This window comes from Pedobacter chitinilyticus (genome assembly GCF_003313385.1).
Taxonomy (GTDB): Bacteria; Bacteroidota; Bacteroidia; order Sphingobacteriales; family Sphingobacteriaceae; genus Pedobacter; species Pedobacter chitinilyticus.
The window spans coordinates 58,348-71,014 of record NZ_QMHN01000008.1 but is presented as its reverse complement, the minus strand read 5'-3'; the positions used below and the strand labels follow the sequence as shown (position 1 = coordinate 71,014).

Below are 12,667 nucleotides of genomic sequence, written 5' to 3'. Positions count from 1 at the left end.
TCAGTTTTGATGTTTTATTGATAGATAGTCTTTTTTTATTGATTTTCAATTAAAATACATTGTTATTTAATTATTATTGACGTGTTTTGTTTGTGAAATTTTCAATTTTGTTCAAATGAACGAGACATTGAGGTGGTGGCTGTCGTACAAATGAGCTAACAACTTGTCACCGTCTTGTGTACAAATCTCTACAGCAATTGCAAGGCTGGTTTATTTTAGATGTAATCGTACCCCATAGCCCATGAAAAATATTCTGCTAATAGGCGTTGTGGTGCGATTTTCAAACCAACTGATCAAATAAAGATCGTTAGTATTGGTTTCAGCATAAAGACTTACCGCTTTAATAGCAGATTTTTGACTTCCTAAAATCTTTACTTCAGTACTAAATCCTAAATGTATTTTTAAGGCCGTAGACCACCAATAATAACCTTCTGGATATTGGTCTGGGTCGAATTTCTTATCAAAGTTACGTCCTAAGGTGTAGGAAATAAACAAGCCAGGGTTGATGGGTTTCCATACCACATTTTTGCCAAAATGGATATTGAAAGGCTTGTAGTCGAACTTTGGTGTGAGTATATTCAACGGGCCGCCTTTACTCGAAGGGACAAATCCATAATTGAAACTTAGCGAGGTCTTTTCTCCGAGAAAATGATAGCCAACACCTGCACTTACGTATCCAATACTGCCGCCATATTGTAAATTGATATAATCGGGCGTTAATGCTTTCAGTATTTTGTTTTGCCCAAAGCTTAGAGATGGCGTAAGAAAAAAGCTAAAAATTAATAGGAGTGGTCTCAATTTGTCCATTGGAAATATCTAGGATCGTGTAAGCTCTTTTAAGTACCGCATTGGTAATGATGAAGGGCACACTATTGTTGTAAGGTTTGTATGTTTTGTCGGGCTGATGTTGATGTGCGTGAAATGAAGCTAAAAAGCCAGGCGTACTATTGGCCAATTGTTCGTAAACAGGTCTAAGCTTTGGGTCAAAATCGGCATCATTTGGCGGTACATGCGAAAAGGCAATAATATTGGAGGTGCCGGGGTCAAGCTTAAAATTGGCTTTTAGCCATTCGATATCAGGAACAGCACCATTGAAATTGTATTCTCGGCTATTCGAATCAAAGCACACAAACTTAATCGTGCCATAAGTAAAGGTGAAATTAAATTCCCCAAACATCCTCCTGAAAATATAAGGGCCATTGGCCACCAAATCATGATTGCCTACTATCGAAATAAAAGGGACTTTCAGCTTTGAATAAATATTGTAGATGCCTTCAAACTCCAATAATTGACCAAAGTCAGAGATGTCGCCATTTAAAATCACGAAATCAATGTCATTTCTGGCGTTTACTTGATCTACAAAAAGCTGTGCCTCTTTGTACATCCGTTGCGTGTCGCTAGAAATGGCAATCCTAATTCTTGCTCCAGCGCTTTTCTGCTTCAGCTTAGCTATTTCGGTATTATTAACATCTTGCGGTGTGCCATCCCTGAATTTTTGGTTGGGGCTAAATTCTACACCATTACAGCTGAAACTGAATGCAGCTAAAATGACGAGATAAAAATAAAATTGTTTCATTTGTTGGTAACAAGAGCGTGAGCTATTGTTTATAAAATATTGGTGAGTGAGAAGGTATCTTTTAGACGAATCCCTTTTTCTGTCTGTTGTACCGTACAACACTCATTTATTGGATCGTGCTCTAAATATAAAATGTAGTCGTTAGCGGCTGCTTCTTCTAAAAATGCTTTCTTTTCTTGAAGGGTTTGCAGTGGGAACATATCGTACGACATCACATAAGGAAGTGGGATATGTCCAGTAGACGGAAGCAGATCAGCCATGTAAACAATAGTTTTATCCTTGTATTGCAGTTGTGGTAGCATCATCGCATCGGTATGCCCATAAGCAAAGCGAATATTGATGCCGTCGTGAAAATGGACATTGTTTTGTGTAGGAATAAAATTTAGCTGACCACTTTCCTGAATAGGAAGAATATTCTCTTTTAAGAAAGAAGCTTTTTCCCTAGCGTTAGGGCTAACTGCCCAGTCCCAATGTTGTTGATTGCTCCAGTATACCGCATTTTTAAAAGCTGGAACTAGCTTGTCGCCTTGTCGTTCGATAGAGCCACCACAATGGTCAAAATGCAAATGCGTTAAGAAAACGTCGGTAATATCATCTCTATGAAAGCCATGCGCTGCCAAAGATTTATCTAAGGTATCATTCCCGTGCAGATAATAGTGGCCAAAGAATTTTTCATCCTGTTTATTGCCTAAGCCATTATCTACCAAAATTAGTCTGCCACCGTCTTCAATCAACAAGCATCTCATAGCCCAAGAACACATATTATTGTCGTCGGCAGGATTGGTTTTTTGCCAAATGGATTTAGGGACAACGCCAAACATGGCACCGCCATCTAATTTAAAATTTCCAGTATTTATAGTGTAGAGTTTCATTTTTGTTGGTTAATTGGTTATTTGAAGATTTGGTTAATTGTTTGTTTACAACACTTTAATCTATTGATGATTTTTTAAATAAAAAGTAGTATAAACAAAAATTGGTTAATTGCATTATCAACAATTAACCAATTCGAACAGTTTAAACAATTAACCAAAAGGTTAACAATTAAACTATAAGTGAATTACTTCTCCATATGCATCTGCTGCTGCTTCCATTATCGCCTCGCTCATGGTAGGGTGAGGGTGAACAGATTTGATCATTTCGTGTCCAGTAGTCTCTAATTTACGGGCCACTACAATTTCTGCAATCATTTCGGTTACGTTAGCACCAATCATGTGTGCACCTAATAATTCACCATATTTAGCATCGAAAATTAATTTTACGAAACCGTCTTTGGCACCAGCAGCACTTGCTTTACCTGAAGCAGAGAATGGGAATTTGCCAATCTTCAATTCATAACCAGCCGCTTTAGCTGCTTTTTCAGTGTAACCTACTGAAGCAATTTCTGGCGAGCAGTAAGTACATCCAGGGATATTGTTATAATCCAATGGTTCAACATGCATTCCAGCTAGTTTCTCTACACAAAGGATCCCTTCTGCAGAAGCCACGTGAGCTAGCGCTTGACCAGGAACCACGTCACCAATCGCATAATATCCTTTTACCGAAGTATTGTAATATTCGTCAACTACAATTTTTCCTTTATCAGTTTTGATACCTACTTCTTCCAAGCCAATGTTTTCGATGTTGGCGACTACACCTGCCGCAGAAAGTACAATATCGCATTCGATGGTTTGCATACCGCTAGCAGTTTTAACCTGTACTTTACAGCCTTCGCCGCTTGTATCAACTGATTCAACACTTGAAGAGGTCATGATTTCGATCCCTGTTTTCTTCAAGCTACGTAGCAATTGTTTTGATACGTCCTCGTCCTCTACAGGCACAATGTTCTCCATAAACTCAACGATAGTCACTTTAGTTCCCATGGTGGCATAAAAATAGGCAAACTCAACACCAATAGCACCAGAGCCCACTACTACCATTGATTTTGGTTGTTGTGGCAATACCATTGCCTGACGGTAGCCAATTACTTTTTTACCGTCTTGCTTTAAGTTAGGAAGCTCTCTTGAGCGTGCACCTGTAGCAATCACAATATTTTTAGCTGTAAGTTCTTTTTGAGAACCATCAGCACCTTTAACTTCTACTTTGTTGCCTGGTTTTACTTTTCCAGTGCCCATAATTACGTCAATCTTGTTCTTTTTCATCAAGAACTGAACACCTTTGCTCATGCCATCGGCAACACCGCGGCTACGTTTAACCACTGCTTCGAAATCAGCTTTGGCTTCTGAGGTGGTAATTCCGTAATCAGCAGCATGGTTGATATATTCGAAAACTTGTGCACTTTTTAATAAGGCTTTGGTTGGGATACAGCCCCAGTTAAGGCAAATTCCACCCAATGATTCGCGTTCTACAATGGCGGTTTTGAAACCTAATTGAGAAGCTCTGATGGCAGTAACATATCCGCCAGGACCGCTACCTATAACAATTAAATCGTAGTTCATATTCTTTTTAAAAGGAAATTAACGTAATAATTTGCTGCCAAAATTAAAAAAAATGTTGATTAAACCATCGCATGCTGTCGTAAGGTTATTGTAATAAATAAATAGCCTTAATGAAAGATTGCTAAGGTTAGGTTTAAAATATTGTTAAATTATCATTTAATCTGTTATTAGATACCACTTTACATTATGCCTATCCAATGTTAAGTGTGGAAAAGTTTTGGCAGACTTAACAATTTATTCATATTAAGAATACTTTGGGAGCGCAAATTAATGTCTAGATTTGTGGCGGTATTTTTAACATATCTTAACAAAACAATTAAAAATTCATTAGAAAGAGTATGAAAAAATCTTTACTATTAAAAATTGTAGCGATTGTTCTTGTTGTGGTTGGTTTTGTGGGTTCAGTGAACGCACAGGTAACTACTTCATCAATGGCTGGTACAATTAAAGATTCAAAAGGTCCTTTGCCTGGTGCGGGCATTAAGGCAACTCACCTTCCAACTGGTACAGTTTATTCTGTAACTACCAATAACGACGGAAGGTACAACATCAGTAACATGCGTGTCGGAGGACCGTATACTGTTGAAGTAACTTATTTGGGTTATCAATCTTCGAAAGTCGAAGACGTAACACTTAAGCTAGGTGATACCTATGCATTAACCATTACAATGGTAGAAGCTGGTAGGCAATTACAAGAAATTGTAGTTAGCGGTAAAAAAGATGCAGTTTTCAATAGCAAAAGAACTGGTGCTTCTACAAACATCAGTAAAGAGCAAATTGAAGCCTTGCCTACATTAAGCAGATCACTTTCTGACTACTGGCGTTTAACTCCGCAAGCTAATGGCAACTCTTTTGGTGGTGCAAACCAAAGATACAATAACATTACCATTGACGGTGCGGTTAACAATGACGTTTTCGCAGCTTCTAGCTCGGCAATTACTCCAGGAAGTAATGCTAACACTCAGCCAATTTCTTTGGATGCTATCCAAGAAATTCAAGTGGTTTTAGCTCCTTATGATATTACTTATGGTAACTTTACTGGTGCTGGTGTTAACGCAGTTACTCGTTCAGGTACAAATAAATTCGAAGGTTCGATTTACGGTTTTGGTCGTAATCAAAATACAATTGGTAAACAACCTAACGGTTTAAAATCAGCTGATTTTACTAACTACCAATACGGTGCACGTTTTGGTGGCCCAATCATCAAAGACAAATTGTTCTTCTTCGTGAACGCTGAGTTTGGAAGAGTTAAAGCCCCTACATTATTAAATGCAGGTGAGCCAGGCGCTTTATTAACTACAGCTCAAGCACAAGAAATCGCTACTTTCGTTAAGAATACTTACGGATATGACGTTGGTTCATTTGGAACTTCTGAAAACTTAACCCAAAGTGATAAATTGTTTGCTCGTATCGACTGGAATATTAATAAAAACAACCAGTTAATGTTGAGACATAACTATATCAAAGCTTTTGATGACGTTTTCTCTCGTACTGCAACCAGCTTTAAGTTTGGTAATAACGGAGGTAGAAACAACAACAATCAAAACATTACTGTGTTGGAATTGCGTAGTAAATTGTCTGAATCAGTATCAAACCAATTGTTAGTTGGTTACTCAAGAGTAAGAGATGCTCGTTCTACTACAGGAGCCCTTTTCCCTCACGTACAAATCAACAGCTTTAATGGTTCTACCAGTAACCAAATCGTATTTGGTTCTGAAAGAAGCAGCACAGCTAACCAGTTAGATCAAGATATTTTTGAATTTACTGATAACTTGAAAATCGCTGTAAACAACCACACCTTTACCTTAGGTACACACAATGAGTTCTTTAAATTTAGAAACTTATTTGTGAACAACCGTTTTGGTTACTGGCAGTTTGCAAACTTCGAAGATTTCAAAATTGGTAAAGCAACAAGAGCTGAGTCAACTTCTCCAATTACAAGCAATCCTGGTGAAGCTCGTTTCTCTGCAGCTCAGTTAGGTTTCTATGGTCAAGATGAAATTCAAGTATCTCCTGAATTCAAACTTACTGCAGGTTTACGTGTAGACGTTCCTTTGTTCTTTGATAAACCTAACAGAAACCAATTAGCGGAAACTGTATTTGGTTACAGAACAGATATTACGCCTAGAAGCCTTCCATTAGTTTCTCCTCGTTTAGGTTTTAACTATGACGTTTTCGGAGATAGATCACTTCAATTGCGTGGTGGTTCAGGTATCTTCACAGGTAGGGTTCCTTTTGTATGGTTGTCTAACCAGTTTACTAACAACGGTACCCTTTTCTCAACGGTATTCCAAAACAACCCAACTGTACCATTCATTGCTGACCCATACAAGCAATCGAATGCTGCACCAGCTGGCGCTACTTACGAGCTTAACTTGGTTACTCCTAACTTCAGATTGCCTCAAATGTTCCGTTCGAATATCGCTGCTGACTTTAAATTGCCAGGTGGTATTGTAACTACATTGGAAGCGATCTACAATAAAACCATCAATAACATTGTTTACAGAAACTTAAACATCGCCGGAAAATCTACGACAGGTGTAATTAATCCTGCGCTTTCAGGTGGTGCCGATACTCGTACAGCTTATTCAGGTAGAGTAAACAGTACAGTGACCAATGCATTGTTAATTGAAAATAGTAACAAAGGTTCTTCGTATACTTTAACGGCTCAAATGAAGAAAGACTTTAACTTTGGTCTGAGCACTAGCATGGCCTATACTTATGGTCAAGCTAAAGAAGTAAACAGTGGTACAAGCTCTACAGCGTTATCAAACTGGCAGTTTAACCAAATCGTAATGGACCCTAACGATCCAGATTTGGGTTACGCAATCAATGATATTCGTCATCGTTTGGTAGGTAGCCTTTCTTACGGTGTAAGATATGGTAAAAACAAACTTTTTGGTACTTCATTCTCAGTATTCTATGCTGGAAGATCTGGATTGCCAGTTAGTTACTTATACTTCGGCGACTTAAATGGCGACGGTGCCAACCAAAATGACTTGATCTTTGTTCCAAGAACACAATCTGACATTAAATTGGTAAACTTGGTTGTTGGTTCAGGTGCTACAGCAAGAACAATTACTCCTGCTGAGCAATGGGCTTCTTTAGATGCTTTCATTAAAAATGATAAATATCTAAGCTCAAGAAGAGGTCAGTACGCTGAAAGATTTGGTGGACGTATGCCTTGGGAGCACCAATTTGACGTAAGATTACTTCAAGATTTAGGTGGTCTAATCAAAGGCACTTCTAACAAAATCCAATTATCAGTAGACGTATTTAACGTTGGTAATTTATTGAACAAAGAGTGGGGCCGTGGATACTCATTGGGTAACAATGCTTCTACTTTGATCAACTACACTACTGCTAGTGGTGGTGGCTTTACTTTTGCTGCTCCAGCAGGTAATACAGCTTATCAAATCAACCAAACATCATCTAGATGGGCAGCTCAATTTGGTGTGCGTTACTTGTTTAACTAGTACATCGTTTTTAAGCTAAATAATTGAGGCCGCGTTTAGACCTCTATATAAAAAACCCCCAAGCGAAAGCTTGGGGGTTTTTTATATATGCTAAAGTTAAGATTAGATGAATATTGTTGTTAATTACAACTTTTTTGTGTTTTAAGTTGTTGATAATTAATTTGTTGATACTGTTTCATTTGTTATATTAGGACAAAATAAATTAACGATATGACAAAAAAAATCAAAATTAATGCGGCTTTACTAGTGTTATGCTGTATCATGTTTACCGTAGGATGTAAAAAGGAAAATAAAATAGATTTCACAAAACAAGAAGAGATACAAAGTAAAGGAAGTTATATCCTCTACAAACTAAAAGACGGTGGACAGGTCTCTGTTTACATTAATGAGAAAGGAGAGTACATTGTGGGTGGGGACGTGGTTCTATCAAAAGATCAAATCAATTATTTAGAAACTAATAAAATTGGCGCTAAAAGTAACGGTAATCAAACGCAAAGTACATTTACTGGAGAATTTGTTAAATTATGGTATGAAGGTGTTGTGTATTACACTATTAATGACCCCAATAATAGTTCAAGTATAATAGCGGCTATTAATCATTGGGAAAGTAATACACCTATTAGATTTGTTCAAAGAACTTATCAATATAATTATGTAAATTTTAGCGGCGTGCCTTCTCAAGGTGGAGGTAGTTCGTATTTGGGTATGAAAGGCGGGATGCAAGAAATTAAGCTCATTCCAAATGCAGGCTTTACTGTTGCTGTACACGAGATAGGTCATGCTTTAGGATTAATGCATGAACAGACTAGAACTGATAGAGATCAATATATTAATGTAAATTACAGCAATATTAATAATGATTGGAAGTTTCAATATGATACTTATAGTGTTCAAGGTAGGGAAGGAGAACATTATGGCCCGTTCGATTTTCAATCAGTGATGCTATATAGGTCAATTAACTCTGAAGCTTCTATTAATGGTAGTTCGGTGCCTCAAATGACAAGACTAGATGGTTCAACATGGGGCGATAATTATTATCTTTCGCAAGGCGATATTGATGGTATAAATTATATATATACACCTATAAAGATCGGTTGGGTATCTAATTACTCAGAGATAACAGATGTGAGTGAGTATGCAAATAAGTGTAAAAAAGATATTTGGATTAATTTTTATGAAGGCAATTTTAACTGGATAACGTTACCCAAGCCAATAACTGTCAAGATCGTATGTACAAGGAAAGATTATAGTAATCATAACTATGTTTATCAAATTATAAGTCAAAATATTATTACCCTTCCAGCTGGAACTCAGCAATATCAAATAGGAACAGAGACTTATGAAGAGCAATATGATCAAAATATGAATGAAATGGATGGCTCCTACTCTATTACTTATAACGTTATTCGAATGAGGTAATTCGGCTTATTTTTCAGAAATCCCCAAGTGAAACTTGGGGATTTTTTTTGTCATTTGGCTAAGTGTTGGTGTAGCGTTTTGATAAATCTTGGCGTAATATTAAATAATCGTCAATCTATAAATTAAATTATTTACAAACTATGAAAAAACTATCTATCATTATGCTGACGCTTTTTACATGCTTTTTGCTTGCCTGTAAAGATAGCCTAGAAATAAATGCAGACAAAGTATATGTAGAGCAGGGCAAAATCTCTAGTGAAATTGGCTTTGGAGGTATTATTTTAACGCTATATCCAGACGGTAGAGCTGATATCTTGTATGGTGGGGATATTATTTACCGAGGAAAGTTTAATGTTAAGGGAAGTATACTTCAAGTAGAAGAAGGAAAAACTTTAACAAAGTTTAAAATCATTTCTAATACGGAACTCAGATATGAGAACAACCGCATTTTAAAGCTTCAAAGCCGGTAAAAATTAAATGATCTTATATTAATTCCCCAAGTGAAAGCTTGGGGAATTTTTTGTTTATGCCTAACTTAGAACAAACCCAAACCTCAAAACCATGGATCAAAAAATCATCAACTTGTACGATTCGTACACCCACAGCCAAATTAGTCGTAAAGAATTTATGAAAAAGCTGGCTATTTTAACGGGAAGCACGGCCTTAGCGCTAACCATATTGCCATCCTTAGAAAGCAATTATGCAGCAGCAGCTACGGTGAAAGATGATGAAGTATTTAGTGAAGAAATCACCTTCCCAGGTGCTGATGGCGACATGTCAGGTCTTTTTGCCATGCCTAAAGGGAATAAGAAGAAGTTAGGAACGGTAGTAGTCATCCACGAAAACAGAGGGCTAACACCGCATATTAAAGATGTAACTAAAAGGGTTGCTATGGCAGGTTTTTTGGCTTTAGGGGTCGATGCACTGTCTCCATTTGGTGGCACACCAGCCGATGAAAATAAAGGCAGGGAACTGATCGGTAAATTAGACGCCGAAAAGAACTTACAGAATTATTTAAAAGCCCTAGCCTTTTTAAGAGCGCACCCACAAGGAAATGGCAAAACGGGCTGTGTAGGCTTTTGCTGGGGCGGAGCCATGACCAACAAACTTGCCGTAAACGATCCACAATTAAATGCGGCGGTAGCTTATTATGGGTCGCAGGCAAAAGCAGAAGAAGTGCCTAACATCAAAGCCAGTTTGCTATTGCATTATGGCGGTTTAGATGAACGCATCAATGCCGGCATTCCCGCTTATGAACAAGCTTTAAAAGCCAATAACATCAATTACCAACTATATGTTTACGAAGGCGTAAACCATGCCTTTAACAACGATACGTCGCCTACCAGATACAATGAAGCTGCAGCTAAATTAGCTTGGCAGCGCACCATCGATTTATTTAAGAAGAAATTGAGTTAGGGCTCTCGTCATTTCAAGCAGAGTGTAACGAATGCTGCCTGTCATTCCGAACATAGTGAGGAATCTCAAGAGTAAAAGAGATCCTTCGCTACCGAAGTGTCGTTACAAGTAATGCTCTGGATGACAGAACTACAATGCTGGTTGTAAACAAGCTCGCTATTAATACCTGTTTCTTTTCGCTATTTTCAACACTGCCAATAATCTGGGGGTCGATGTTAACGCTTTTAGAAATGTCGATAATATTCTCAGTAATTTCGGGGTAGGAACATAAACCTCATTCATTACCACCAGTGGGGATACTTATTTGTGCCCATCCGTAAAGATGGAACACGCTCGTCACTGCGAGGAACGAAGTAGTCTCCAACTTTATAACTGGCACCTTAAAATTATGATCTTAGTTTGTGCTTTAGTAAATTTTGTTTGTGTTATTGGTAACTGAGTTTGTGTTATTGGTAACTGTGTTTGTATTATTAGTAACTGCGTTTATATTTTTAATAACTGCATTTGTATTATTGATAACTGCGTTTGTATTATTATCAATATAGTTTGTACTTTTTTCACTTGTGTTTGTATTATTAGTAACTGCGTTTGTATTATTAATCACTGCGTTTGTGTTTTTATTAACTGCACTTATAATGTTTGTCAAATAATTTGTACATTAAACAATATTGTTGATGAAATTTTACAAACACCTATGCTTATCTTGAATCTCAACCCTATATTTAAAATACGTGGCATAGAAAAGCCTTTTTCCTATTTGGTAAAGAATGGCTTTTCGAGGCATGCAGCCAACCTATTAATTAATGGAAAAAACCGCGTTTATAGATTAGATCACATAGAGAAACTATGTGAGATATTAGTATGTGAACCAAACGATTTATTAACCTGGTTGCCAGAGAGTGAACAGCATTATCCAGAAAACTTTCCTCTAGCTAAGCTAAAAAAACAAGCTTCCGACAGTTTAAACCTAAAAGACACCTTAATGAAAGCACCATTAAGTGAACTCAAAGCCATTACTGCGACCATCGTCAATGAAAGAGAAGAGAAATAATGTACTGCAATAAGTGGAGCACATCGTTTTTCAAAAAAATGATGCTTGTTACACAGTTCCCTTAATCATAAGCGATGGGCCTAGTTGTAAACAAATTCGCCAAATTCGCTATGAATAGTCACCTGTTTCTGTTCGCTTTTCTCCACACGACCAATAATCTGGGCGTCAATGTTAAAACTTTTAGAAATGGCAATAATATCCTCGGCAATTTCCGCAGGCACATAAAGCTCCATGCGGTGCCCCATATTAAACACCTTGTACATTTCTTTCCAATCAGTGCCCGATTGTTCTTGGATCAATTTAAATAGCGGCGGAATAGGAAATAAGTTGTCCTTAATCACATGAACATCGTCATTCACAAAATGAAGCACCTTCGTTTGCGCACCACCACTACAGTGTACAATACCATCTATTTGCGAGCGGTATTGATCTAAAATCTGTTTAATAACAGGCGCATAGGTGCGAGTAGGGGAGAGTACCAATTTACCAGCCGTTATGCTCTCAGTATCGCTAATTTGAACAAGGTCAGTTAATTGCTTGCCACCCGAAAATACCAGATCAAAAGGAACACCAGGGTCAAAACTCTCAGGATATTTTGTAGCAATAGATTTTTCAAAAACATCGTGACGGGCAGAAGTTAATCCGTTAGAACCCATACCACCATTGTACTCACTCTCGTAAGTCGCTTTTCCGTAAGAAGCCAAGCCCACCACTACGTTGCCTGCTTTGATGTTGTCGTTACTGATCACCTCCTCACGTTTCATGCGACAAGTTACGGTAGAATCAACAATAATGGTACGTACCAAGTCGCCCACATCGGCAGTTTCGCCACCTGTAGAGTAAATAGAGATGCCCAAATTTCTCAACTCGGCCAAAATTTCTTCAGTACCATTAATAATGGCTGCAATCACTTCACCAGGCACTAGATTTTTATTACGACCAATGGTCGATGATAATAGAATTTGATCGGTAGCACCCACGCAAATCAAGTCATCAATATTCATAATGATCGCGTCCTGTGCAATGCCCTTCCAAACAGAAAGATCACCTGTTTCTTTCCAGTAAGTATAAGCTAAAGAGGATTTGGTTCCTGCGCCATCGGCATGCATAATGTTGCAATACGCTTCATCATTTCCCAGTATATCAGGAATGATTTTGCAGAATGCTTTAGGGAATATGCCTTTGTCGATGTTTTTGATGGCTGCGTGTACATCTTCTTTAGATGCCGATACGCCACGCTGGTTGTACCTATTGTCGCTCATAATTGCTGCAAAGATAGCTTTTTAAGCCGAAA

At 37.8% G+C, this 12,667-nt stretch carries 10 protein-coding genes; 5 read left to right on the top strand and 5 right to left on the bottom strand.

From position 1 onward, the window contains the following. Window positions 1-210: 210 nt before the first annotated feature. From DUT70_RS19935 to lpdA, 4 genes are all read right to left on the bottom strand, one after another. Window positions 211-807 carry a hypothetical protein gene (locus DUT70_RS19935; RefSeq protein WP_113649141.1) on the bottom strand — a complete coding sequence of 199 codons (597 nt, stop codon included), beginning with the start codon at window positions 805-807 and terminating at the stop codon, window positions 211-213. Continuing rightward, the gene (locus tag DUT70_RS19930; protein ID WP_113649140.1) at window positions 773-1,576 is read right to left on the bottom strand and encodes a metallophosphoesterase family protein; all 804 of its coding nucleotides are present in this window, start codon (window positions 1,574-1,576) and stop codon (window positions 773-775) included. The genes DUT70_RS19935 and DUT70_RS19930 overlap by 35 nt, the downstream gene beginning before the upstream one ends. A 29-nt stretch (window positions 1,577-1,605) precedes the next feature. Further along, window positions 1,606-2,448 carry an MBL fold metallo-hydrolase gene (locus tag DUT70_RS19925; RefSeq protein WP_113649139.1) on the bottom strand — a complete coding sequence of 281 codons (843 nt, stop codon included), beginning with the start codon at window positions 2,446-2,448 and terminating at the stop codon, window positions 1,606-1,608. Between the two features lie 174 nt (window positions 2,449-2,622). Beyond that, complete coding sequence (gene lpdA / locus DUT70_RS19920) at window positions 2,623-4,011, bottom strand: dihydrolipoyl dehydrogenase (RefSeq protein ID WP_113649138.1); 1,389 nt, start codon at window positions 4,009-4,011, stop codon at window positions 2,623-2,625. Between the two features lie 338 nt (window positions 4,012-4,349). On the opposite strand from lpdA, the gene DUT70_RS19915 reads away from it, so the two are divergent. The 5 genes from DUT70_RS19915 to DUT70_RS19895 all read left to right on the top strand — a co-directional run bounded on the left by DUT70_RS19915 (window position 4,350) and on the right by DUT70_RS19895 (window position 11,373). Next, window positions 4,350-7,487 carry a TonB-dependent receptor gene (locus tag DUT70_RS19915; protein WP_113649137.1) on the top strand — a complete coding sequence of 1,046 codons (3,138 nt, stop codon included), beginning with the start codon at window positions 4,350-4,352 and terminating at the stop codon, window positions 7,485-7,487. A 210-nt stretch (window positions 7,488-7,697) separates the two neighbouring features. After that, window positions 7,698-8,906, top strand: a complete 1,209-nt coding sequence (locus DUT70_RS19910) for a M12 family metallopeptidase (protein ID WP_113649136.1) — start codon at window positions 7,698-7,700, stop codon at window positions 8,904-8,906. 140 nt (window positions 8,907-9,046) lie between these two features. Next, a complete protein-coding gene (locus DUT70_RS19905) occupies window positions 9,047-9,376 on the top strand; it encodes a hypothetical protein (protein ID WP_113649135.1) in 330 nt (109 codons plus the stop codon). A gap of 91 nt (window positions 9,377-9,467) precedes the next feature. Further along, complete coding sequence (locus DUT70_RS19900; protein ID WP_113649134.1) at window positions 9,468-10,322, top strand: dienelactone hydrolase family protein; 855 nt, start codon at window positions 9,468-9,470, stop codon at window positions 10,320-10,322. Window positions 10,323-11,016: 694 nt separating this feature from the next. Beyond that, window positions 11,017-11,373, top strand: coding sequence for a helix-turn-helix domain-containing protein (locus DUT70_RS19895; protein ID WP_113649133.1), 357 nt, complete (start codon window positions 11,017-11,019; stop codon window positions 11,371-11,373). Between the two features lie 80 nt (window positions 11,374-11,453). Here DUT70_RS19895 and DUT70_RS19890 read toward each other — a convergent pair whose 3' ends face one another. Beyond that, window positions 11,454-12,635 carry an AIR synthase related protein gene (locus DUT70_RS19890; protein ID WP_113649132.1) on the bottom strand — a complete coding sequence of 394 codons (1,182 nt, stop codon included), beginning with the start codon at window positions 12,633-12,635 and terminating at the stop codon, window positions 11,454-11,456. Between the last annotated feature and the right edge of the window lie 32 nt (window positions 12,636-12,667).